This is a genomic window from Nitrospira sp. Ecomares 2.1 (genome assembly GCF_965152585.1).
The window spans coordinates 2448009-2472308 of record NZ_OZ224219.1; the positions used below are offsets into that span (position 1 = coordinate 2448009).

The 24300-nt window shown below is 46.1% G+C and carries 26 protein-coding genes; 12 read left to right on the plus strand and 14 right to left on the minus strand.

Annotated features, from left to right (window positions below):
• Positions 1–315 precede the first annotated feature (315 nt).
• Entirely contained in the window at positions 316–1047 is a 732-nt protein-coding gene (locus ACWHYD_RS10710; RefSeq protein ID WP_447962027.1) for an FAD-binding oxidoreductase, read from the minus strand.
• Between the two features lie 467 nt (positions 1048–1514).
• On the opposite strand from ACWHYD_RS10710, the gene ACWHYD_RS10715 reads away from it, so the two are divergent.
• Positions 1515–1772, plus strand: a complete 258-nt coding sequence (locus ACWHYD_RS10715) for a hypothetical protein (protein ID WP_447962028.1) — start codon at positions 1515–1517, stop codon at positions 1770–1772.
• Positions 1773–1909: 137 nt separating this feature from the next.
• Here ACWHYD_RS10715 and ACWHYD_RS10720 read toward each other — a convergent pair whose 3' ends face one another.
• Positions 1910–2587, minus strand: coding sequence for a DnaJ domain-containing protein (locus ACWHYD_RS10720; protein WP_447962029.1), 678 nt, complete (start codon positions 2585–2587; stop codon positions 1910–1912).
• Positions 2588–2700: 113 nt separating this feature from the next.
• Between ACWHYD_RS10720 and ACWHYD_RS10725 the strand changes: the two genes are divergently transcribed.
• Positions 2701–3228 (plus strand): hypothetical protein, encoded by a 528-nt coding sequence (locus tag ACWHYD_RS10725; protein WP_447962030.1) that lies wholly within the window; start codon positions 2701–2703, stop codon positions 3226–3228.
• A 22-nt stretch (positions 3229–3250) separates the two neighbouring features.
• Here the strand turns inward: ACWHYD_RS10725 and ACWHYD_RS10730 are convergent, their stop codons facing one another.
• Positions 3251–4342: a hypothetical protein gene (locus tag ACWHYD_RS10730; RefSeq protein ID WP_447962031.1), complete on the minus strand. Its 1092-nt coding sequence runs from the start codon at positions 4340–4342 to the stop codon at positions 3251–3253.
• Between the two features lie 184 nt (positions 4343–4526).
• Between ACWHYD_RS10730 and ACWHYD_RS10735 the strand changes: the two genes are divergently transcribed.
• Positions 4527–4967: a tetratricopeptide repeat protein gene (locus ACWHYD_RS10735; RefSeq protein WP_447962032.1), complete on the plus strand. Its 441-nt coding sequence runs from the start codon at positions 4527–4529 to the stop codon at positions 4965–4967.
• 197 nt (positions 4968–5164) lie between these two features.
• Complete coding sequence (locus ACWHYD_RS10740; protein WP_447962033.1) at positions 5165–5449, plus strand: hypothetical protein; 285 nt, start codon at positions 5165–5167, stop codon at positions 5447–5449.
• A gap of 43 nt (positions 5450–5492) precedes the next feature.
• Here ACWHYD_RS10740 and ACWHYD_RS10745 read toward each other — a convergent pair whose 3' ends face one another.
• The gene (locus ACWHYD_RS10745) at positions 5493–6392 is read right to left on the minus strand and encodes a hypothetical protein (RefSeq protein WP_447962034.1); all 900 of its coding nucleotides are present in this window, start codon (positions 6390–6392) and stop codon (positions 5493–5495) included.
• Between the two features lie 337 nt (positions 6393–6729).
• Between ACWHYD_RS10745 and ACWHYD_RS10750 the strand changes: the two genes are divergently transcribed.
• From ACWHYD_RS10750 to ACWHYD_RS10760, 3 genes are all read left to right on the plus strand, one after another.
• On the plus strand, positions 6730–6888 hold the full coding sequence (locus ACWHYD_RS10750) for a flagellar biosynthesis anti-sigma factor FlgM (RefSeq protein ID WP_447962035.1): 159 nt from the start codon (positions 6730–6732) through the stop codon (positions 6886–6888).
• Positions 6889–7099: 211 nt separating this feature from the next.
• Positions 7100–7759 (plus strand): PilZ domain-containing protein, encoded by a 660-nt coding sequence (locus tag ACWHYD_RS10755; protein WP_447962036.1) that lies wholly within the window; start codon positions 7100–7102, stop codon positions 7757–7759.
• 295 nt (positions 7760–8054) lie between these two features.
• Positions 8055–9131: a 3-deoxy-7-phosphoheptulonate synthase gene (locus tag ACWHYD_RS10760; RefSeq protein WP_447962037.1), complete on the plus strand. Its 1077-nt coding sequence runs from the start codon at positions 8055–8057 to the stop codon at positions 9129–9131.
• A 214-nt stretch (positions 9132–9345) separates the two neighbouring features.
• Here the strand turns inward: ACWHYD_RS10760 and ACWHYD_RS10765 are convergent, their stop codons facing one another.
• From ACWHYD_RS10765 to ACWHYD_RS10780, 4 genes are all read right to left on the minus strand, one after another.
• Positions 9346–9831 carry a MerC domain-containing protein gene (locus tag ACWHYD_RS10765; RefSeq protein WP_447962038.1) on the minus strand — a complete coding sequence of 162 codons (486 nt, stop codon included), beginning with the start codon at positions 9829–9831 and terminating at the stop codon, positions 9346–9348.
• A 1-nt stretch (position 9832) separates the two neighbouring features.
• Positions 9833–10207 (minus strand): Fur family transcriptional regulator, encoded by a 375-nt coding sequence (locus tag ACWHYD_RS10770; RefSeq protein WP_447962039.1) that lies wholly within the window; start codon positions 10205–10207, stop codon positions 9833–9835.
• 357 nt (positions 10208–10564) lie between these two features.
• Positions 10565–11119 carry an OmpA family protein gene (locus tag ACWHYD_RS10775; protein ID WP_447962040.1) on the minus strand — a complete coding sequence of 185 codons (555 nt, stop codon included), beginning with the start codon at positions 11117–11119 and terminating at the stop codon, positions 10565–10567.
• Between the two features lie 277 nt (positions 11120–11396).
• A complete protein-coding gene (locus ACWHYD_RS10780) occupies positions 11397–11585 on the minus strand; it encodes a Flp family type IVb pilin (protein WP_447962041.1) in 189 nt (62 codons plus the stop codon).
• 904 nt (positions 11586–12489) lie between these two features.
• Between ACWHYD_RS10780 and ACWHYD_RS10785 the strand changes: the two genes are divergently transcribed.
• Positions 12490–12945: a CBS domain-containing protein gene (locus tag ACWHYD_RS10785; RefSeq protein WP_447962042.1), complete on the plus strand. Its 456-nt coding sequence runs from the start codon at positions 12490–12492 to the stop codon at positions 12943–12945.
• 439 nt (positions 12946–13384) lie between these two features.
• Here ACWHYD_RS10785 and ACWHYD_RS10790 read toward each other — a convergent pair whose 3' ends face one another.
• From ACWHYD_RS10790 to ACWHYD_RS10800, 3 genes are all read right to left on the minus strand, one after another.
• Positions 13385–13831 (minus strand): energy transducer TonB family protein, encoded by a 447-nt coding sequence (locus tag ACWHYD_RS10790; RefSeq protein ID WP_447962043.1) that lies wholly within the window; start codon positions 13829–13831, stop codon positions 13385–13387.
• Between the two features lie 4 nt (positions 13832–13835).
• A complete protein-coding gene (locus ACWHYD_RS10795; protein ID WP_447962044.1) occupies positions 13836–16280 on the minus strand; it encodes a TonB-dependent receptor in 2445 nt (814 codons plus the stop codon).
• A gap of 772 nt (positions 16281–17052) precedes the next feature.
• Positions 17053–17217, minus strand: coding sequence for a hypothetical protein (locus ACWHYD_RS10800; RefSeq protein ID WP_447962045.1), 165 nt, complete (start codon positions 17215–17217; stop codon positions 17053–17055).
• A 40-nt stretch (positions 17218–17257) separates the two neighbouring features.
• On the opposite strand from ACWHYD_RS10800, the gene ACWHYD_RS10805 reads away from it, so the two are divergent.
• The 3 genes from ACWHYD_RS10805 to ACWHYD_RS10815 all read left to right on the plus strand — a co-directional run bounded on the left by ACWHYD_RS10805 (position 17258) and on the right by ACWHYD_RS10815 (position 19257).
• Positions 17258–17608, plus strand: a complete 351-nt coding sequence (locus ACWHYD_RS10805; protein ID WP_447962046.1) for a retropepsin-like aspartic protease family protein — start codon at positions 17258–17260, stop codon at positions 17606–17608.
• Positions 17609–17845: 237 nt separating this feature from the next.
• Complete coding sequence (locus ACWHYD_RS10810) at positions 17846–18289, plus strand: gamma-glutamylcyclotransferase family protein (RefSeq protein WP_447962047.1); 444 nt, start codon at positions 17846–17848, stop codon at positions 18287–18289.
• 512 nt (positions 18290–18801) lie between these two features.
• Positions 18802–19257 carry a MogA/MoaB family molybdenum cofactor biosynthesis protein gene (locus ACWHYD_RS10815; protein ID WP_447965859.1) on the plus strand — a complete coding sequence of 152 codons (456 nt, stop codon included), beginning with the start codon at positions 18802–18804 and terminating at the stop codon, positions 19255–19257.
• A 95-nt stretch (positions 19258–19352) separates the two neighbouring features.
• Here ACWHYD_RS10815 and ACWHYD_RS10820 read toward each other — a convergent pair whose 3' ends face one another.
• Both ACWHYD_RS10820 and ACWHYD_RS10825 read right to left on the minus strand, forming a co-directional pair.
• A complete protein-coding gene (locus ACWHYD_RS10820; protein WP_447962048.1) occupies positions 19353–20285 on the minus strand; it encodes a PhzF family phenazine biosynthesis protein in 933 nt (310 codons plus the stop codon).
• Between the two features lie 398 nt (positions 20286–20683).
• Positions 20684–21919, minus strand: a complete 1236-nt coding sequence (locus ACWHYD_RS10825) for a hypothetical protein (protein ID WP_447962049.1) — start codon at positions 21917–21919, stop codon at positions 20684–20686.
• 160 nt (positions 21920–22079) lie between these two features.
• Between ACWHYD_RS10825 and ACWHYD_RS10830 the strand changes: the two genes are divergently transcribed.
• Positions 22080–22343: a hypothetical protein gene (locus ACWHYD_RS10830; RefSeq protein ID WP_447962050.1), complete on the plus strand. Its 264-nt coding sequence runs from the start codon at positions 22080–22082 to the stop codon at positions 22341–22343.
• On the opposite strand, the gene ACWHYD_RS10835 is transcribed toward ACWHYD_RS10830, so the two are convergent.
• Positions 22328–24295: a B12-binding domain-containing radical SAM protein gene (locus tag ACWHYD_RS10835; RefSeq protein ID WP_447962051.1), complete on the minus strand. Its 1968-nt coding sequence runs from the start codon at positions 24293–24295 to the stop codon at positions 22328–22330. The genes ACWHYD_RS10830 and ACWHYD_RS10835 overlap by 16 nt on opposite strands.
• Between the last annotated feature and the right edge of the window lie 5 nt (positions 24296–24300).

The following is a 24300-nucleotide window of genomic DNA, read 5'->3' on the forward strand; positions in this document are numbered from 1 at the left end:
TTCGTGGGTCCTTTTTTGACATACTTCATGAGAGAAAAGAACACGCCCAAGTTGTGTACCCCAGTGGCTTAACAAACTACACCGCCAGAGTTGCATCAGAACAAACTTCTGAAATACAAAGGCTATCCTCTGGAGTGAGGTGGCCTATCCAAATCTCAACGAAGTTCGTGTGTATGGGGGAGAGGATTCGTCAGCAAAACAAACCACATGGATTCGCTCTCTTAAATGGCGGGGCAGTTTACTGAAAAGCTCCACTTGTTGTTTGGCTCAACAATCATTGGCATCACCTGTTTTATCTGTAGAGTCGGGACAGATTCAATCGTCTGTTCCGGCCCCGGCTTTATCATAGTATTGTTCAGTGCGAATGGGACAGAGGCCTTTTTTTCTCACAATGGCCGTCGTGTCCCGTATCATGCCGCCATTTCCGCATAGATAAAACGTCACATTGCTCACTGATGCAATGTGGTTCTCCACTAATGTTGTCACTCTTCCGGTCGATCCTTTCCAAACATTTTGGGGACGGGAGAGAGTGGTCATAAATCTGAAATTGGAATACCGCTCTGCAAGGGTTCCCAATTCATCTTGGTAGTAAAGGTCTCGCTCGCTCCGCAACCCCCAAAATAACGTCAGAATTCCAGCTTCCGGCTGTTTTAGGAATGTGGAAATCATCGAACGAAACGGGGCGATACCGGTGCCGGTGGCCACAAAAACGAGGTCTCGTCCGGGTTTCTCTTCGAGATAAAACGACCCATTGGGCCCTTGAAATGTTACGGGATCCCCTTCATGAAGCCCAAACAAATAGCTGGAGGCCGGGCCATCGGGTACCCGGTTAAAGAGGAGATTGACCTGATGGGACTGACTCGGAGGCGAAGCAATTGAATACTGACGTGCAACATGCTGTTTCAAAACCGGATGCCAGACGTTCAGAGAGATCCACTGCCCGGCCTTGAATTCAATTGAATCCGGAGCGGTAAGGTTGAGTTCCAACTCCCGGACATCATGGGTCAAGTTCTTGATTCGACTGACATGGGCCTTAAACTCTTGCATAATTTCGGGATCCTGCCGTTTGAGCTCACTCTTTAGAGAGCCACATTACACATTACTAAACCAAAATCCCCATACAAAAATTTATGGAAAAATGCCGCGCTAAACACCAATGATGACAATTGTCCGTCATTGGCTGATTTCGCAAGGCAAAGAGCACTCATGCATCTGGAAATATAATAAGGGGAGAAAGAGATGAAACTCCCCTTAGCCAACTGGGCGGAGTTTCACTTCTCACCGGTTTCTTTTTGCCACACATGCCTTTTATCCGGTTTGGGATATTTGATGCTGATTCTTCCTTGGGTGCGTTTTATCCGATTCATGCAGGTTTTCTGAAGATAGCCCTCTATTTCGTGTCTTTTTGCTTATCTCACCCAAGCCCAGGTCGCAAGCATTTGGCTTCCCTACCGACAAAGGGTAATGAAAGGGAAGTTTGTCAAATAATTCGGCAGAGAGAAGGAGTCCTGACCATGACATTACCGGAAATAGGCGCTATTCAATTTCTGCAACCCGCCTCATCAGGAGGGGATCATTCACGAAAGCAGGTGACTGCCGTTAATTCTGATGAGGAGAGTGGCAAATCAAAAAGCCATCGGGAACGAGGCGTCGCCTCACCCATTCAGGACCAGGTGACCTTGTCGAAGGAGGCTCACGCATTAGCCACATCAAGGAACCCGGCCTCAAAAAGCAATTCATTTCAGCAGCCTCCATCTCCATTTGATCGCTGAAATTCCTGAAACTGCGATCGCCCGGCAAATGGGGCACCCCGTTTGCTGGCTCCGATCTTTGAACAAGGCTTGCCTCATGAGTCCATCATTCCCCTATCCTTAATGCCTTGACGATTTTCTCAATATATCCGGCCTGATTACCTGCGCTCGTATAGCAGTTCACAAGCTTGTTCGTACCCTTGAACCCATCCTTCCTGATACGCCTTCGCTAAACTTCGTCGAACCTGATCCATTTGATCTGAGCCTCGAATCGAACCTGGAACCGCCGAGCACACCATCTCCACGGCTATCTCCACAAGGCGCTCTTGACGTTGCTTGAACTCCTCAGTTACCAGCTCATCTACCACTTCCCGGCCTCGCTGAATGACAATTTTCTCCAGAAAGGTATCGTACCCCTGGGCACGAATGACCCGTTCCCGAATAATGACTAATTCTTCTTTGATTTTTTGTGTATTGCGTATCAACACCATAAAGAGTTGCTTGCGGGATTCTTCCCGGAGAGTTCCTTCCATTCGTTCCAGGACCACTGAAGGAGAAACGGATTCATCCGGCTCAGGTTCAGGATCTCTATCCCTCCGATGCGCCATCGGTTCCGCATAGCCCAGTCGCATTCGATCGTACGTTTTTCGGGCATCCAAATCTCCTAAGATTTCGTAGGCCGCATTGACTTCACGGATTTTTTGTTCAGCTTGACGATTCCCTCGATTGCGATCAGGATGATATTGAAGGGCTAAAGTGCGATACGCTTTTTTAATCTCATCCTGCGAGGCTTGAAGCGCGATTCCAAGAACCGCATAATAATCAACGACTGCCATTCACATGATTCCTTACAGGAGGAAATTCTTTTCCCAAGCTTTTGCACAGTTTCTTGGGAACATTCACTTTCACTGGCCCCTGCATCGGGTTTTTAAAAAACAATTTTTCTTTCATGACCATTTTTTCAAAATTCCCGTTCCTTGGAGTATGGATTTTTGTCCTGTTCGTTGGTATGGGTTATGCGCCTATACCGGCAATTTCTTCGGAAGCTACCCAGGAGTTCACAACTTCTGCGCCATCGAAACCCAGTCTCTTCTGGCCCCTTTCTCCTCCACTCACCTCCTCCACTTTTACCACATCACCCGAACAGGTCTCCATTGCCATGCTGCTGAGTAACCCGGCTTCCTATCATCAACGACTCGTGGCCGTTCGAGGAGTAGTCACCCAACCGGAGTTGCACATTGATGAATCCGAGTTAGTCATGCGCTTTGTCTTTCGCCTTGCCGATGGTGAACAATCCATTGTCATCTTTGGTGAACACGATCGGACGCAAGGTCCACCGTCAATTTCCTTGGATCTTTCCGTGGAAGTGATCGGAGTTTTTTGGAAAGAACGAGAATTGAATGGATCACACGTTATCAATACGATTGAAGCCCATACGGTCGCCCCCTATCCCTCCCTGATACCAGACAATGCTTGACCAGATCCGCTACAGGCATCCCTTAGCACGCCAAATATGGTTTCAACTGACGAACAACATCACCCGTGCCCGGTGACGGGGGAGGCTCAGACGGAAACTCTACCGCAAGCACCTCTCGAAGCGTAGCTTCCCAATTGCCTGATTCAAAGTCATCACGGGATAACTCCGCGCCCCGGCCGTACCGATGGGTATAGTCCACTAAACTCTGTTCGTCAATAAAATTCTTGCGACGGACGTAGACGAGGGCCGTTTTATCCTGGACTGCGGCAATCACGGTACCATATCCCGGCTTGGTCATAATGATATCTACCTGTTGACTGATCTCCCCAAATGGCATCTCAAGATTTTCTACACGATGCACACGGGCATAAGAAATCGAAGATGGCAGCCCGCTCACTAAAAAATGAAATCCGGACATTGCGGCCATCTGCTCTAGCGGAAGATGGTTGAGCGGTACACCCCCAAAGGCAATAAGAACAATCAATTCCTGATCTCCCACCTCCAAGGATTTCCGGAGATCATAACCATTCGGTTTCCTCACGAGAGCAGAAGGTCCCACATCAACTATCGAACGAAACGCCGGCATCTCGATACCGGGATGAAGACGGATGAGAGAGTCTGCCAACGCATAGCTGTTACGGATGATTTCGAGAATCACATGATGACCGGGAACATCGGCTTGCACATATGGCTCTAACACCCGATCCCAGGATAGCGAGGCAACCCCCACCACCGGACATTTCGCCTGGAAAGCGCCAGCGATGGCAAGAGGCGAAATATTCGATATCACCAGACTCGCCCTGGCCAATCGGATGGCCTGAGCTTCTTTCTCGACCCTGGACTTCCAATCTGTGTGAAATTCGGTGTAGGCCTCCCATGTGCGCACCACATCAATGTCCAAGGGCCCTCGCTGGACACAACCAACATCTTGTTGGACATCTTGCAACTCCCAGCTGACCTCCTGAAGATGCCGTTGAAAGAAATCAGCCGGTACTTTCGTGCGTAGAATCACATGCAGGTCATCTACCACCCCATCTAATTCATTCAGGATTGGCATTAATTGCGCCGCATGCCCAAAGCCATGGGCCGAGATCGAACACCATAGAACCGTCATCGTTTATTCTTCTCCCTTTAAGATCACCATGAGATAGTTTATTTTGATAAATACAAACCGGGGAGTTCACTTGCGAGAACAGCCTCAGAGTTCATAGAATCACCTCTGATTTTCTTTTCATGTCTTTTTTTAAATGCGTTGATCGGGGTGTTCCATGAACAGGAGTATACGATGTGCTTTTGGAATGCTGTGGACCTTCATCCTCCTGATGGTCCTGCTCAACGCATGTACCTCCCCGCCAAGAAAACACTCTCCCCCTTCTAGATCCTCGCTTCCGGCAATAACCGGAGAGTCACAGACCCCGGACCTGGAAAATCAATTATTGGCCACCGTTAAACATGCTGAAAGCTTAGGACCGGGGAACCCCCTGCTCTTAAGTAGTCTGTATAGCTTGGCCACCTATTACGAAGATCGGAAAGAATATGACAAAGCTGCTGTTCAATACGAACGGGCTCTTAAATTAAAAGAAGCCTCGAGTGGCCCAAACCATCCAGACGTGGCTGCCATTCTTCAACGATATGCACGACTGCTGCAAGCAGCTAACCGACAATCGGAGGCCGCGAATCTCCTTCTTCGTTCTGAAGCCATCCTCGCTCAAACCTCGACTCCTTCTTCCAGTCAATGAAATTTAGCCGGACGACGGCTCTCCAGGTCAGCATTTTTGACCCTGCTCTTTCGGAAAATTTTACCCAGTGTCCGCTTCCTTCATCCTGTTTCTAGGCTATTTTTTGACTTTCCTGCTACTTTTCCCTGTTTAAGTTTGGCACAAGAATTGGTTATATCCAGATGAGTTCTTCTAATAACTTGACCAAGGATTCATTCATGAAAAAGTCAGCACAGCCAGACCAACCCATCGGCAGGACAGCCAAAAACTCTCCCAAAAAGACCATGACAAAAAAGGCCTCCACGGAAAAGTATCCTCGTTGTTCTCGATGTGGGTCGAGAACAGTGCATTTAGAACAGTTGGAGCAGGAACTTCTTGTCACACTCAGCTTGCACTGCCTGATCTGTGGACATTACACCTTCCTTGGTCGCCCTGTGATTCGTTTATTACGCCGTCCTAATGTCACGATTCCAGACTCCATTACAAGGCCCGCAGGGGAATAGGGAATCATCCCCACCAATTTTCCGGCTTGTCATGACGATTTTGTTACCAGGACTCCGTGCGCACCGTTAGCGGAATTAGCCCTTCCTGTTCAAGGCCCAGTGTGAGCTGTCGGCAGGCCGTGACGCTGCCACATACGCGAAGATGCGATTGGGTGATATCCGGCACAATAGTTTGGAATGGTATAATATCGATTTGATCCTTCCCCTCCACGAATTGCGCTACTCGCAGGATTCGTCCTTTCAGATAGGCCCAGGCAATCGGCCAGGATCGAGTGAGCACTGGTTGATATCGAAAATGTTGGGGAAATTGTTGTTCAAGATCGGCCAACTCCTCATGAAGCATTAACTGACCCTCATGGCGAACACTCGCCACCAGCGTCATGTGGGCTCCAACTCTCGCCCCCTTTCGACCAAAATTGTTGGCTTTTAGATAACGGGCATAGGATAAAAATGGCGTAATTCCCGTGCCGAAGGCCACACAGACCATTCGCATCCCTTCCCATATCCCATCATCTTCCAAACGAAGATTCGCAGGCGTACAAACCTTGGTGTTTTCATAAACCAACGCGACGCCCCTTTCCTCGTCCAGTTGGAGGCGCACCTCCACCGTCTTTCCCTTCTCAAACCAGTCGGTTGCCATTTCTGATTGCCACCAGCCTGAGGTATCCGATTGCTCTCGATGAGTATAATTGATGAAGGTCTCCAACACGCGCGGCTCATTAAAGGAGGCGTTTGACCGTGTATACATTCGTCTTCGATACTTGCCAGTCCGGTCTCCCCAGGGCTTGGCGAGAAACGCTGTTCCTGGACGCATCGTATCCTGGATGGCATATATCTTTCCTGCTATCTCGATCTCCTCAGGCAGTGCTAACCGGACCAAGCGAATTTCTCCTGGATCAATGGTCCGTAATTGCTGAATCCGAGCGCCCACAACATGTTCCATGATCAGCTCATTCCTATATGAGAACTCTCAAAAAGTGCCGAGTAATTTCATAGGGAGAAGTTCACCGCCAATAGAGCAGAGTTAGCGATGTCATTGATTCTTCCATTTATATTCTTTAAAATTTCTTCTCGACCTGAGACCACCCAATATAATGGATCCAGTTTCTTCCATCTCCCCAAAAGTACAAGGAGAGAGGCCATCACTTCCTCCTAAAGTCACAATTTCGTCATCTCCTGATGAGAACAGCAATGTATCCGCTATAGCATCAAATCCAGCCAAAGATGAGGGACTATTATCTTTAACTCCGCCCCCAGAGGTCTTATCTTACCTCGAGCGCATGTCTCAGATTCCGGATGTTCGACAAGCCAGAATTGCACAGATTCAACAAGCCATTGACTCACAGACCTATGCTATTGCTGCTGAAAAGTTAGCAGACTCACTCATTCAGGAACTTCATCCTCACCCACAAGAAACTCGCCCGGCAACCAAGTCATAATTTTTTCGCCTCTTAACGGCCTAGTGCTTCACTCATTCCCATCCCGAGCTGGTGGAAAACTCTGTCGCCGCATGAGCACTTTTGGAGAATATTGTAAAGTTTTCAACCTGTTCCTGTACATTGTGGGTGGTATTTTTTTGTTATCCCTATATCATCTTGCGGGCTGAAGTTTGGGCTTGTAACATGACCTCACGCTACCGAAAAGGATCTCATGAATACGTCAAATTCCTACCTGGCAATAGGGTCAAACACAATTTGGTTGACCTTTTTCTCAACACCAGAGAAATTCCTAATCCAAACCTATTTATTGGGGCTGGGAGCCGATCACTCCCTCCTCTGTGCCCTGCCTAATGATCCGGCACTCCTCAAACTAAAATGTGGGACATCTTGTAAAGGTCGTTCATGTATCGATGGAGACATTTATGAATTTAAAACAGTCATCCAAGAAACACTCACATTGCCTCCGATCATTAGATTAGCTGCCCCACAAAACGTTTCACGACAACATCCTCGCACTTTTCCGCGTTTGACGGTCAATATGACTGGAGCCGTCCGGCCTCTCAGTGACAAAGGCAGAATCCTCGCTGTACTGCCTGTTCAGCTCTGCAATCTATCTCCAACGGGTTGTCAATTTCGTGTCTCCCCTTCCGCATGGCCACTCGTCTCTTCGGCCCATCTCCACATAAGTTGTCGTTTGCCGGGATTCGACCATTTTTCAAAATTTTCCGCATCTATTGAGTGGGTTGACCCCACAACGGAATTAGTTATTGGCACCAAATTTTCATTTAGCTCTCTTCAGGACCCCGCCAATCGAGATGTCATGGAATGGTTTACCTCTCAACAAGCCAGTCTAATCAACACCACTGCCTGACGCGCTATCAAGCCTCAATTGAACTCTTTCATTCCCCAAACAGAACCCGGGGCTCCCAATAACTTCCCATTCCAATCCCAAGGATTCTTACATGATTCATACTCTTTTCCTCTTTGCACGGCCTTAATAGCAAATCTACCAACCCTGTTCACAAGTCGAGTATGACAGACTGCCATTAACTGGTTGCCTGGATATAGGGTTTCTTATTACAATGACGCCTATTCCGGCATAATTTGTTTACGGTCTTTCATTCTGCAGTTTCAGATATTCTCTCTTTTTACCCAGGACGTGTCACATGGCAGAACCCATTAATAACCGAAACATTATCGATATTTCTCCACTTCCTACCCCAAAACAGATGCAAAGTTCACTGCCCTTGCCTGAAAGCACCGGACAAATGGTTCTTCAATCCCGGCAAGCCATTCGAGATATTCTTCACGGGCAGGACTCACATCGCCTGCTAGTTATTATTGGCCCATGTTCAATCCATGACCCGGATGCGGCCATCCTCTATGCCGAACGCCTCAAACTGGTCGCTGACCGCATTCAGGAACATGCCCTGATCGTCCTTAGAACCTATTTTGAAAAGCCTCGCACGACGGTGGGTTGGAAGGGCCTTATCAACGATCCCCATTTAGATGGATCCTGCGAAATTGGAGGAGGATTTGAACTGGCCCGTTCTATTTTACTCAGGATTAATAACTTGGGGTTGCCCTGTGCGACGGAGTTTTTGGATCCTGTCACACCCCAATATATTTCAGACTTAATCAGCTGGGCGGCAATTGGAGCACGAACCACCGAAAGTCAAACCCACCGGGAAATGGCCAGTGGTCTCTCCATGCCTGTTGGCCTGAAAAATGGAACGGATGGTGGGCTCCAAGTCGCTCTCAATGCCATGATTGCCGCACGACACCCTCAAAGCTTTATAGGGGTAAATGCGGACGGTCTCACTTCAATTATTAAAACAAATGGCAATCCAGACCGACACCTAGTTCTTCGTGGTGGCGGTGGCCGAGTCAACTATAACCCGGAAGATATTTCCGAGGCGGTGCGTTGTCTAACGAAAGAAGGCATTCGTCGCCCGATCATGGTTGACTGCTCTCATGGCAATTCAGAAAAAGATCATACGCGTCAGGTTCCGGTGGCTCGATCCGTGGTCGAGCAATTCACCAATGGGCAAAACGCTATCCTTGGCCTATTAATTGAAAGTAATCTGAAGCCGGGCAATCAAAAATGGGAAGCGGGGAAACCCCTGGAGTGGGGAATATCAATTACAGATGCCTGTATCGGGTGGGAAGAAACCGAACAGCTTCTTGATGATTTGGCTGAAACAATGGATAAGTCGGCTAAAAGTAAGATTTTGACTTCTTAACTTATTTGATACTCTTTAACGAATATCAAAGACCCTCTCATGATTCCTCCTGGCATGGTCTGACACCTGTCCTCAAATGATAAGAGTGCCATTTCTGCTGTCCCTTATTTATGGCAAAGCTTTGCATAAAAAGGTCGCAACGCGCCTCACGAGAATTTCAAGATAAAAATGCCTTTAATGGCGCCGGCAGGAACCGAACTTGAGATATGAAAGCTTAAGAATTTGAGGATAAATCGGGAAGAGGTTGAATTTTAGGACTGCCAGCTTCATGCGTATGCTCATGAGTATGGCAACCCAAATGGTGGCATAAACGTCGATTCCAAAACCCGGCCAGTGCGATCATGGATGCTCCAATCACATCAAGAACTATCTCCACACCCCCGCCTGATTCAAAAAAGAGATGGGCAGCCATTAACACCACGAGTCCGCCAGCAGTCAGAAGAGCAGGACGGCTATCTCGGTGCCTAGGATAGGTCGCCAACAATCCAAAACCTGCCAATAAGGCTATCACCCCTAAAAACATCCATTCGGTGGTATCCGCCCAAAAGGCTCCTAAAATTCCATCAAGACCATCCCACGAATGTGCGGCAATGACGGGAAGGGCAATCAATGCCAGAGGCGTTAACGCACAATGCACGGCACACACCAGAGAGGCGATAGAGCCAGCTTTTGAAAGTCTCGGTCCAAGAGTGTTGATCATATTATTGACATTGTGGACACAATCCCGTGAACTCCAACGTATGATCATCCACGATAAATTGCGTCTGTTGTTCAATCAATTTTGTGACTTTTTTTAATGGGCATAACAACAAGTCCACGATAAGACCACAGATCTGGCAACGAATATGATGGTGATGTTCCCGCCCTTCTTTCAGTTCATACCTTGAGAGACCTTCCTGATGAAGGTCCAATTGGAGAACCAAGCCCAGTTCTTTCAGCACGTGCATGGTTCGGTATACGGTCACCAAATCAATTGCCACTTTTTCCTGTTGCAATTGATCAAAAATTTCGTTGGCACTAACTGGTTGGCGAGTCCTTTGCAATAACGCCAATACCGCTTGGCGAGTACGGGTCATGCGTCGCCCGGTGGCTCGCAGATTCTTTTTGATGTTAGTTTCAGATTTTACCAAAAGATTTGAACCTTTATTGTGACTCATTGTTGCAAGTCTATTGCAAATACCATATCGGCAAATGATTGTCAATTACAAGACAGAACTTCAGGGGGCCGCTTAAATGGGAAACGCCCTTGTTGATAAAAAAAATACAAAAAACAAGAATAGCTAAGAACCAGGCCCACATGAATTGTTCGAAATTTTGAAAATTTGGGAGGAAAGACTGGAAGAGGGATGAGAGTGGAAAATTACAAAAAGTCAAATACACTCGTCTTAACTAAAGTCAGCAGGGTCAAGAGCAGAGAAGAGCAGGGAAATGAATTATTCCAGCAGCAAGTCTGCACGTCGATTAAATTGATGACATTGATGCTCATCATCGATCTCGCACAGAACCAAGGTATTCCCAAAAGAAACCACATCAAGACGTTTGCGTGAAATTCCTAGATCCGCTAGATATTCTTTGACGGCTCTTGCTCGTCGATCACCAAGAATCATGTTATAACTTTCTGTCCCACGTACATCGGTATGCCCCTCAATAGTGAGGCCATAATTCGGAAAGCGATTCATCCAATTAGCAGTGGCATCCAGACGGTCTTGAACTTCTGACGAAATCTCCCAACTATCAAAAGGGAAATACACAGTGGGGAATGGGTCTATTATGTCTTTTTCCTGAGATAATCCGTTCTTCGCGGCTTGAGAAATGCTCACCCGTTGGGTAAGACTCGAGGAGCCTTGAAGTTCCGATGTCGAAAGAGAGGTCATGGTGGCCTGGGGTGGCCCTGTAGTCAAGGTATCAAAAGTCTGATGATTCATCGAATATGATTCACAACCCCATGTGGCGCACACCATAAGGATCACAAGAAATCGTACTAACATATATACACTCCCTTCTTTTTCTCAATTTATTCGGTAAGCCACCCCCTAGACTTAAGATTTAAAGAAGATCGTTGTATTTAAATCGGACTATTTGGCCTCATTTACTAGAAATTTTAGCAGGAAAAGCTGCTTTCCTACCCTCGAATGATTTCACCAATTTTTTCAAAAATTGGCGACTAACAGAACTAGAAATTTGTTTCAATATACAGTGCCGAAAAGCACAAGGAAGGTACCCCCTTAGGTCGCAGAGGGTTAAGGTATGGTATGTACTTTCTCCCTAGGGGTGAGGCAACGAGTCATCCTTTAATTGGGTCGATACAAAAACCTGATTCATCATCGAAAGACCATCAAACACATTGGCGCCTAATAACTGAAGAGATCCGATAACGGCCATCCCGATTAAACTTATAAGTAGGGAATATTCTATCGCTGCCGTCCCCTGGTCATTGGTAAAAAAATTACCCATGCTCGCAATCTCCTTCTAAAACCACTTTTTGTTCTGTAGGCTTTGCTGTTTACAACTATAATGCAAACGGTAAACCGAATTCCCAGAACGCCTCGTTTGCATTACTTCCACTTACTTGTCTGAATTCTCTTCTCCCAGCTAGTCCTTACGAGGAAGAGTCCGAAACACCCGTGCCTTGCTCAGTTGACAAACACCTCGACACATCCCGGAAAGACGCAGGTAATTCCGCCAACATCTAAATAAAAGTTCCTCATAGTCAACAAAACAGATGCAAAATTTGTCAGCGAATATGACAAATTTGAAATAAAGGCCAAAAAGATCTAACAGATTATGGATTTTTCAAATAAGAGTAGATCAGAAATTGGAGGTATTCTTGATGACCAGTCGGAACAAGGCTCTAAGATAATCCCTGATCCAATAGTATCGAATTTTGACTATCCCAACTTTTTTGAATAGGAAGGTTCATCATAGGCTCATCGACTCGTTATGGTAGGGGTACTGCAACCCACGCCGGCAGCTAATTGGGATGAGTTCGAATGGTCTCACCAAGATTTCGGAGTTAATCGAAATTTTCCACCTCAAGAAGGCATTTTCAGAGGGATCCTCAGAACTTGTCTCCCTAACCTGCACGGTAGCAAAACCCGAGATGCCTGATTTGAGAGGCACAACAAAAAACCCTTAATTCTCTTCCAACCCCTTCAGACCTTATTATTGCGGAGAATGAAAAGAACGCCGTAAAATTCAAAGGTAAAAAACACTCCCAATATTATTGTTTAAAATTGCACTTATTTAGAAAAAACTGGCTTCACGATGTATGCATCAGGAGCAGAAAAGAAATTCCCTCATGACTCTGTGGTTCCGTCTGGGGGATATCCCTCTATCATGTTCACAGAAGGAGGATGCCATGTTAGTCCAAGAAGTCATGTCCACTGGAGTCGTAACCGCGTTCCCAACAGATTCAGTACGATCAGTCGTCATTAAAATGCTCAGCCGCCATTGCGGAGCAGTACCTGTCATTGACGAACATCAAAACTTAATCGGACTCGTCGCCCTTCGAGATGTCATGCTTCCCCTCTTCCCTAATTTTGGGGATTATATACATGACAATGTTCATAGCCGAGATTTCACGGAAATGGAGGAAGGATACCCGGACATCCTTCGAAAAAAAATCGAATCAATTATGAGCAAAAATCCCCTTACCGTAGCCCCACATACCCCAATTCTTGAAGCCGCCTCATTTATGGGGAGAAAACATTTTCGTCGCATCCCGGTTGCTGAAAATGGGAAGCTTCTGGGAATGATCAGCATTGGAGATATTAACCGTGGCTTGTTTTTCCAGAGAGGGTTTCTGGGTCAGTAACCTGAATCAATCGTCAAGCAGCTTCAAATATAAGATTAGGAACAACATGTGACAGAAAAATAAATCAAAGAAACAATCACGTGTCTTGAAGAGGATAAGAGCAAAAGCGATTTAACTTGGAGCGTCTCCGCTCTATCGATTATTTAGCACGTGGACAAATACCCTTGGAGACCCATCGCAAAAAGTTTTTAGTTATTCATTGTAGAACGAAATCCTGCCGAGGAAATAACAGAGAGTTCTGGACATTTCCTCATGACCTGATGAGCCAGCAATTCAGCTGGCTTCCCATGCATGGATTGATCCACCACAATCACATCAAATTAATCAGTATACTTCTTGAAAGACTGCAGAGCGTTTCAGGACCATTTGGAAATCGGTTTCTAGCCATCTGAGGGAAACTGATCTGCAACTTGTCCTGCAGTTATGGGACAGGAATGGCTTATTGAGTGCGGAAGTGAATGCGGAGTGAGACTTCACCATCAATTGGTTCATCTCCATCCATTTGAGGTAAGAACGTCCATTGTTTGAGAGCTGCCAATGAAGATTGAGTGAGTTCTCGATGCGTGGCAGGTTGAAGGATCACGACCGTCACCTCGGAAGATTTACTAACCAAAATTCGAGCTTTGAGCCAATCATCTAGGACCTGCCCATCTAAGGTGGAAGGAACCGTCGGCCAGGGCGTCAGCTGAGGAACCGGCCCGGCTTGCTGATCTTTATTGAGTCGTAGCCCATGGACATGGACGGTGTCGAGGGTTTCCACCTGTACGTCTTCCTCATGGTCAGATAGATGCGTTGCAGAATCAGATTCGGCCGTATAGGAAAGCGACGGACCACTCAGAAGCCAGAGCACGGACATGCAGAAACCAAGGTTCCGGAAAACGCTCATAGAATTACGCACCAAAGAAAAATTGTCCACGAAAGAAAAATGATCGAGGCATATTAGCATGTGCCACACCAAGCCCAATACTCCCCTCTCCATCATTTAAAAACACATGTTGGTCGAGCAGATTAATGACATCAAACCCAAGCAACAGTTTATACTTATCCCACAGAGGAAGCAGATGCTCAATGGAAAGATTATAAGTGGTATACGACGGGCTATGGGTGGCATTGGTTTTTCCTCCCCCGTCTGTTGTCCGCATCCCCGACCCAAATAACATTTGCCCAGTGATAGTTGTTTTCGTGAACGGACGATAAGTTAGGACAGCCGAACTGGTGACCAGTTGCATATGATCACAATATACTCCACTGCTGGAATTGATATCATTAATTTCTTCCTGCTCTAACAACATAAAACCTGATTGAAGCTTTTTCCCTCGACACTGGCCCCATGCGACATTCCCACGCCCATATAGATTTTCTAAAAACTTGGCTTTCACAGCCAAGTCGATTCCCCGCTGCCAACCGCGTTTAAACGCAAAATAATTAAGAAGCGGGGTTGTTCCGAATTGTCCGGCGTCGGATAAATTTTTACTTAATTTATAATAACCGGTCAATTCTATTGACAAAGAATCCCCCAAGGCATGGGCAGAACCGACCTCAAAATAATGAGCCCGTTCGGGTTTCACCGTGGTATTAGTCAAATTCTCTGGCTCCGCCGTAGTTCCAACCGTGTTCAGTTGAAGAAAAGGCACACTTTCTATATTTGGCGGAGTAAACAATCTCCCGTAGAAGGCATGAAAGACATGATTTGGAGTCATGGCGTATGTAGCACCTATCCGCGGACTCACCTGCATATCATTGGTTAACGCCTGGATTTGATCGAAGCGTACACCAAGATTAAAGGTCCATTGAGCCCAGGGAGTCCATTGATCCTGAATCCAGAATTCCTCGCGCCATCCAATGGTGCGATTATCGCCATTCCGAGAGATGACTCCCCCTACCGGATCACCGGCTTCATCTCTCAAAAATGCCGATAGCCGGGTTTTATTCACAGCTTGGGTCCTTTGAATCTGAAATCCCGTTTTCACTAAATGATTCGAATTTAATCGATGACTGTAATCAAACCGTATCCCTCCAGTATAGGCCCATCGGTCCTGATCTCCAGCCGAAAAAGGTTCGTCAGGATCTGCTGTATACGATAAGGCATTGAAGGGGTCGGTTGTGAATGTGGCTCGGGAATGCTGAAAAAACCCTGCCAGACTGAAAAACCGATCATGACTCCAATCCTGGCGCCAGACGAGCTGGGAATATTGATTATTCTCCTTTTGGTATTCATTTATATTTTGAGAATTAACCGGCTCAAAACCTGGATTCTCTCCTTGGATCAGTCCAACTAAGGTAGGATTGGCCGCTAGGCCAGGTTGAGTGGGAATCTCAAATTTGGCAATCGAATTCAGGAACAAGACCGTGACACTGTTCTGATTATCAATCTGCCAATCTCCACGGAAAAGGGATTGGTTTTGGTTACTTTGATCATGAAAAACGCTTTTCCCTAAAGTGGGAGGATTAATTCCTCTGTTTGTAGAGATAAAGCTATTCATCAGGTAATACCGAAATTCCGAGCCAACGGTTCCCCCATATTCAAAAGCAGGGTTCAGTGTTTCGTTTGAGCCACCAAAGAATTGCAATGAGCCAGAGTCGGGTTGGGTCCCGCTTTTCGTCGTTATGTCAATTACCGCCGCGGTTTTATTCCCGAATTGCGCTTCCGGCCCACCCAAAATAATGTCTGCGCGCTCCCAGGTACGTGGGGAAATGACATCCGTAAAGACAGAAGATACGGTATCTGGAACGGGGACCCCATCAATCCGAAATTGAAAATTAGCGTGATCCTGACGAATATGCACTTGCTTCAGTCCCCCGTCTACAGCACTGGGGAGGGTTAAAAGCAGATCATTAAGGGCAATATTATTCCCTCGGGGTAATTCCTCGATATCTTTCCGACTCACCGAATAGGATTCTCCGGAGAGACGACGCTGAATTGGAGGCAATGACGCCACAACATCAAGAGTGAGTTCCTGGCGATGTGCCAGGGTTAACTTGACTTCAAGGAAAGGATCATTTTCAATCTTAAGAATAGTGGACTCGCTCGATAAGTCTGACTGGGTTGCTTGAATAGAATAAATACCAGACTCAGGAGGAGCAAAAATAAACTCCCCCCCTTCATTCGACACCTGAGTATCAATGATGGTGCCTTCCTGATCGCGCAATTCCACCGTTACCTGAGGAACTCGGCGAAAATCCTCGTATTGCACTATACCGGTTACAATCCAGACTTTTTTGTCATTGTCTTGTTCCACAGCTTGGACAAGACCAACACCCATAAACGTCCCCAAACCGAAAATCCAGAGTACAAGGGCACACCACTCCACCCATTTATCATCCCCGATCAACATACAGAAACCTCCAGCATCTAATAATCAATTAGGCGTATTCTCCCCTTGCGTCATCACAGGCAACCCCCCGTTAGGGGGGCCGCGCAAGGATGAATCGACGGTGGAAGACCGTTGTAAAAAAGAAAATTAGGAGAAGAAGGAAGCTGGAGGACCGCGAGGGTTACCGAGGGGAATGGTGAGAGAGGGATACCTCTCTTCTCGATCAGGGGATAGGAAACCGGCAACTACAGAACAATGAGATAAACCCGAGGCATCCCAAATTAGGGAATTGGAAGTATGGTGCTGTACCCATTGGCACAAATCATCATCAGAATGTTGATGCCCATCATAATCCACCTCAGCAAATACATGATGGATTTCTAAGGCCTGCACAAACGGTATTGAACTCAACAATACCAAAGCAAGTGCTAGGGACAAGTTGATATTACATCGATAGGGAGATGGCGGCATTCGGATCATGGATTTTTAAAAGCCTTGCGGCCGAAAATACCAAATGGCCCTAGGAGAGTCAATATTAATTGCAACTAAATTGCAACAAAAATCTACTCGCCTACGGTAACTAGACTATTGCTTTACTTACAGCATGGGTCTGTGACCAATTTCCGACAACCGTTATAAAAAAAACAAAACTCTCTACACCACTCCATCGAGAAAACTAGAACCATTTCACTGTTCACTTCAGTCTTTAAGGCTATCCCCGACCCAACCGACAAACGTTCTGAGGTCCATACAAAGGAAAGAATCATTAACACATGCTCCTTCAACAAGGGATTTAAGCATTGGGGACTGCCAACAAACTTTTCATCACCTTTTTGGGAATAGCGATCGTGACAGTGGTGGGTAGCCAGGCAATTTTCAGTCGACTATCATTAGACCAATCCCCCTTCTCCATTCGCTTACCTTCATCCAAATCAAGCACAATAACTGCTGAATCCAATGATTCTGTGATTCCCCTTGAACATTTAGGAGGTGTTTGGGTGGCACGAGTGGAATTAAATGACTTCCATGAATCCAGACTCATTGTTGATACGGGGGCAACATATACGACCATTTCTGAAAATTTGGCATTTGATGCAGGAATTCGCTCAGATTTGGCAAATTCGCGGATTACCCTCTTTACTGTTGGGGGAAAAGTACAGGCCGAGTTAGGCATCGCACGAAAAATTCGTGTGGGAAATACAAGAAGGGAAAATGTCCAGGTAGTCATATTTACCATCCCGGACCTCCCAGACGGGATTGATGGCCTACTGGGTCTCAGTTTTTTTGATCATTTCCTTGTTCGTCTGGACCATTCCAACCAACAGTTACATCTCTCGCCAAGGACTTAGGCCTAAGAGCCCGGTCCATCTCTACCTTGATGTCCATTTTCCATCAATCTTGACCTAAGTCCCATCCCCAATCCTTGGTTTGAGAGTTTTATGGCCAGGTCATAAGCTCTGCTTCAGATCCTTCCCGACCATACAAAATACAGTTACCGCCCTTAGGATATCGAAAATCAGTTCTTGACAGTTCGCGAAGGCAGTATGGTAATACTACCTTTCCCCTAAACAGACAGGACTTAACCCATGCGCTTTTTCATTTATGCAGACAATTTGAATCCCACGCAGCTTAAACGACGTGCTCCTGAAGCACATTTTTTATTTAAGGCATACGTGCCAGACCACACCATCAAATTTGGGCGCTGGTCTAACCAATGGCGCTGTGGATTGGCCACTATTGCCCCTTCTGCTGGTGAACGAGTGTGGGGAGGGGTTTTTGAGCTTACCCCGGAGGATGTCCAGGAAATGGACAAGTTCGAGGGAGATCTTCCCGAAGGAGCTTTTCGTCATGTTGAAGTACATGTGTTCACTGAGGATGGAGAAAAGGAATTCGTCAGCACACATGTAGCCCAAAGCATTGGAAAATTTAAGGCCAAAGATAATTATTTAGATTGGATTCTCGCGGGAGTCAAGCATTGGAAGTTGCCGGATGAATGCGTGGACATGTGGGATTTGTTTCGCTCAAAATGAGCCTTTTATCCATTTATCATTGAATTTCCATTCACCTTTATTTTTTCATTAAGAAGGAGTTTCTATGCCAAAACCGAAGTATCATATTCTAGTGTGCACGAACTCCCGTCCTCCTGGGCATCCCAAGCCTTCATGTGGAGCTGCGGGCGCTCAAAATTTATTAATGGCACTTAATATGGGCTTGATTGAACGTGGGGTTCAACCTGGCGAGGTATTAGTCACCGGGACAACTTGCCTCGGGCCTTGCGAAAGTGGCCCAAACGTGGTCATCTATCCGACAGGAACTTGGTACTCCCAGGTCAAAGACTCCGATGTAGCGGTTATTTTAGATGAGCACATCAAAAAAGGAGAGCCTGCTGCACAGCTCAAACCGGATTCCGTTTGGGCTTAAGCCAGGTTTAGCCATTTTGTTAACCATGGGTGACCACCAACATCATGAAGGGCAAGGATCCCATACCGCCGCCCCATCTCACCTCACACACAAAACACAGGGAGCACCCTCTTTATCCTGCATGGTGGTCACCTGTAGTGATACTCGAACACCAGATTCTGATACCAGTGGAAAGTTAATCTGTCATCTTTTAAAAGAGCAAGGACACAGCATTGCAGAATACCGGATCATTAAAGATGAACCGACCGAAATTAAGGCCCTCCTTCTCCAAGCCATTGGTCAAGAGGCCATTCAGGTTATCATTATCAATGGCGGGACGGGTATCTCACGGCGAGACTCCACATTTGAAGCCGTTGATGACTTTTTAGAAAAACGACTTGATGGATTTGGGGAGATTTTTCGGTTTTTGAGTTATCAAGATATTGGATCCCCCGCCATGTTAAGTCGGGCCGTGGCGGGGACACATGGAAAGCTTGTCGTTTTTTCTATTCCAGGTTCTCAGGGGGCGGTCCGCCTAGCAATGGAGCAACTTATTCTACCTGAAATAGGGCACATAACTGGAGAGCTAACGAAGTAGGCAAATCTAGGCATCTTCTTGAAAATTCAGTTTTTTATCTTCATTATGGAACATTCAGAACACCTCTAACGCGAGCGGGGGAGGAATTTTACACGCTAGTAAACCATCTTTCCTTCCGCCACCATTACCACCTGCCCTCCCACTTTAATTTCCTTAATCACATCATCATCAGAAAAAACCTGCACCAAAATACGGGATGGCCGGTCAATTTCATACCCCTGCTCCATAACTATTTCGGTGGTTGGACCAACTTCCACGACTCCATTCTTGACTAAATAGGCACCAAGGGCGCCACTTGCGCTGCCGGTTGCAGGATCTTCTGAAATACCTATTGGATCGGCGAACATTCTGGTGTGAACAGTGGCGCTTTCCTCCACTGTCATCGTCGTGAAGATCATAATTCCATTGGCCCCAAAGCGAGCACAAATCTCTAGAACTTCAGAATGATCAACCTCCATGGATTTTGCGGCCGTCAAGCTTCGTATAGGCACAACGAGCACCGGCAATCCTGTCGAGACCACTTCAACAGGGAAAATTGTGTCGGCAATGAGCGATCTGTGAATTCCCAAAGCCTTGGCAATATCATAAATGGCTTCCGCCTGTGTGATGACATCGATAAATTGCGGAGAGGGTTGCGACATGATGACCTGTTCAATTTGCCCCTTCAGAACAATAAGGTCAAGCGCATACAATCCTAGGGTACATTCATAGAAAACTTTAGTCACAGGCTCCTGCAAGGCCAAATGTTTCATTGTTCCGAGAACATAGAATGTCCCCAAAATAGGATGGCCCGCAAACGGAATTTCCTGAAGAGGAGTAAATATTCTGACCTTAGCGGCAGCTTTGGGATCGGTCGGCGGTAGGACAAACACCGTTTCAGACAAATTCATTTCACGCGCAATTTGTTGAAACTCCCGTTCACTAAGCTCTCCCGCTGAGGGAAACACCGCTAAAGGATTCCCGCCAAACGGCTCACTTGTGAATACATCAACCTGATAAAATTGCAGCCAGTTTTTAGGAGAATCCATAATCAACTAGAGAAACATTTCAGGACGGATTAGAAACATGTCACACGAATTTCAAATCCACAAAACCTTACATGGTATTACATCGTACCCGAACACTTTTACTGCCCTCCCGTGACCATGCATTCTTCATACACTCGTTGCCAGTCAGGAACGCCCCTACCCCCTAACCTCGCATTAGTCATTTCTTCACATCTGAAAGAATCATTTTCATTTTTCTGCAGATTAAACGTCTCTTGGCTTTCCAGATTTCCGGAACACCCTATAGCCCCAAGTAGCAACAAAAAAAAGAAAAATCCTCTTAGTCTTTTCACCGGCATAATCTCAGAAATTTTTATTTGTCGGGTAGCTTTGGACCACCTACCCTCCCATCAAATTCCTTTACAAAACTTTAAGGCAATTTACACTATGGGCGCGATCGCTTCATACGAACGAACCAAGGGATTACGCACATAATCCTCCACATAGTTTTGCAATGATCCATTGCGATACAATCGATTATTGGCAAACTTAGTACTAATTTTTGGGAGAATCCTTATTTTCACTCCGGTCTTACTTACAAAGTCGTCAATGTGAACCCCCGCAATATCGCGACCTGGACCTCTTCCTGACTCCACAATACATTGAGGAACATAGATAAATTTTTCCTTTGTCAATCGTTTGGCTATGTCATTCAGGGTCAGCAAGACCGTACAATCAGAATCTCCTCCAAGCGTGGCATTCGGAACAGAGAGGAACCTGGCTCGATTTTTCCTGAACATGGCTAAAATCCGATACACACTACCCGCCATGACAATTGAATCACGCTTTTCCAATTCCAAAGAATCAAAGAGACTAACAATACGCTTCCGATTCAAAAAAGCCGTCACATAGGCTTCCGTATGAATTGTCGTAAAATTTGGAAGGTCCGCATCGTATATTTTTTCCGCTTCAACAGCAAGATATTTTCTACCTTGTCGCATCACACGAGCTGTTTCCTCTTTAATCCCGCCCACGGGCGTCAAACATCCCATCCACAGTACGCATCGAGAATTGATCCGGGAAATCGTTTCCGCATCTGTGGACATCGTATTTTTATCAAAAGCATAAAAGTTTGCCGAGGAAACCGCTGGGCCATCCAAGACCTTCATCAGATGTTTCACAGATGGAGCATGCGGCATCAGTTTTTGTCGATACTCTCCAAGGGTAATGACAGATAACTCAAAATTAATTCTTCCAGGGTATTGGTCAACCAACCGATGAATCTTGGGAACATGGACAAAACCAACCGTAAAAAATTGAATGTTTTTATCGGTAAATTTCAAAAAATCTTCGATCCACTCCATTGCCTTTGGATGAAGAAACAAATCGGTCCATTCCATGTATTCATTACCACCAAGGCACCAGAACTGAAGAGGATCCGTTGGCTTGGAGCTAATATAATTTAAAATGAACTGCCAGTCCTCTTGGGAGGTTTTTGGTGGGTCCAGCGTTTCTCGGTAGGAATGATCTAATTCATAACAAAACGCACATTTGACAGGACATTCTTTTCCTAGGCTCAATGGAATTTTTCCTGCATCCATTTCCCGCTTCAACACGTCCCGGTAATCGTGTCCGGCAAATAGCTTTGGAGCTTCTAATATTGGAAGTTCACGCAATATCGTCAACCCTTTCTAAAAAAGACCGACTGTGGGTAGCCTGAAATCCAATTGACAGTACCACTGCTCCTTTGAAACACTTGAGAATCTTAATCGGCCTGCTGAGTATTATAAGACCTTCTGATAAAAAATTCATACCTTCTCAAGGGATTCAAACTTTATGACCCTAGAATACGCACTGCTTCTCTTCAATCTAAGCGAGCCGTTTTCGCATGATGTCTTACAGCAACGCTATGAAGAAGCCAGGCGAATCTGGTTCCCATCACGTTACGCAGGCCTCACCAATAATCCAGCGAAATATATGGAAATGTACAAAAAGGGAGAGACCAAAACTAGAGAAATTCATGCAGCCTATCAAATTCTATCCGATCATCTGCGGAATTCCGGTTCCTCTCCACAAAAATATGATCACGGAGCAGAATGACTGACCACCCGGGACATTCCGGGCTCACCTTTTGAATTTTTCTCGGAGGGCGCATGAGACACAGGCCAAGTAATGAGACCTTGAACCCCATCGATTCGCGGTTCATCCTGCCCGGCTTTCATCGCATAGATCTGAGGTAGGTAATTCGTACCGAATTTAGAAATGTAGAGGAATACATGCTCACGAGCATTGACTCTAACAGCCCATGGTTCAAAGTCCTTCTGATAAAACTCCTCTGCCAATTGCATGGCCTCTAAACAAGTGATCCCACCAGGTTCCTTAAGCGTGTAATAGTAATCGAGAGGCATATCATACTCTTCCTGCTTATGAATGGTGATACCAAACTTATCGGGATTCCGAACCATTGGCGTATGCCGGTAGGCCACAAAATAGAATAATTCCACAGAATGAATATATCGCTTATTATCAAGAAGAAATTCCCGTGTCTCCTCCGCCTCATCTCGTGTTTCACCTGGAAATCCATAAAAAGCCATGACATGATTCCAGATCCCGGCTTTGGCAGCCTCCCGTAGATTGTTTTCAATCACAGCCTTTTTCGCATGCTTATCCATGAGCTCCAAAACACGCTCATTTGCTGATTCCATTCCATAATACAGGGTGCAACAACCTGCTTGAACGGCTTGCTTCCAAATTTCAGGATCCTGCAATGATTCCTCAAACCGGATTAAAGTCGTCCATTTTATCCCCACCTGCTCCTCAATCAACAATTGCGACACTTTTTTCAATAACGCGGGAGGATAGGATTCATCTGAAAATAAAAAGTGCTCTGCCTGATATTTTTCTTTCAATGCTTTGATTTCTCGGACTACATCATGCGCGGGTTTTCCACGATACTGGTCGAAATATCCCTGTCCATGATCACAAAAGGTACATCGTCCCCAGTAACACCCTCGTGTGGCTAGGTAAGGTAAAATTCGAACCGGGACGAAATAGGCATCCAACGGCAATCCCTCAAAGTCCGGAAGAGGCAAGGCGGTCGTCTTTTCTGTATATATTTCCTCATTCACACGAATCTCCCCCTCTTGATGCCACATCAAGTTAGGGACCTTTTCCCAGTCTCGTTCCCCCGCCAGAGCTTCCAGCAACCAAACCAACGCATGCTCGCCTTCATACAAAATGGCCGAGTCAAAGACTTGCGTAAAAAATTGCTTCCGTTTGGGAAGATCATCTTTTAACCGGGTAATCACGTTGCCACCCACCGTCACATGAATGTCAGGGAATTCCTCTTTAATCATTTTGCAAAAGGTCATGCCCGCCAAGAGTTGCATTTGGGTTCCGACGGAAACTCCTATCACTTCCGGTTTCTCTTTCTGAATGGCAGGGAGCACTAACTGGCGGCACACATCCCGATACACGTTGACAAGATCGTCATCCAGGCATGCCAACACTTCAGTCGAGACTCCCGAGCGATACCCCAGATTACTTTCCATGGGATAGAAGACGAGGGAAGCAGGAAAATAGGCTGCAGAAATAAATTGCATAACATCTCTAAATATTTTTAAGGCCCATTCCAATTTTTCTGCATCATAAAATGCCTCGCCTCTCACGATGACTTTGGCTTCAATAGCTCGTTCAGCCAATTCCATCACGTCTATAGCATCTTGGGATCTCAAACAGGCCAGTCGGTCTCGTTCAAAATCAGTCAATTCATTTCGGGCGTCCCGTTCGTTCAAAGTTCGTCGCTGCTGATCCATTCGAAGCTTGACCCAGATTAGAAAGGTATCACTAAAAAACCAGTCATACATTTCGATGTTGACATCTTTCTGTATCACCTCATGTCCATATGAGCGAAGAACGGCAGTTAGACTTGGCAGGGCAAGATAAGGAGCGGTTGGAACCCATTCCGGAGGAAAGAGCAACATCGTTTTAAAGGTCCGTCTGGATTTATCGACGGAACCACCACGCTCGATTTCAATTAAGGATTCAGTCATATGAT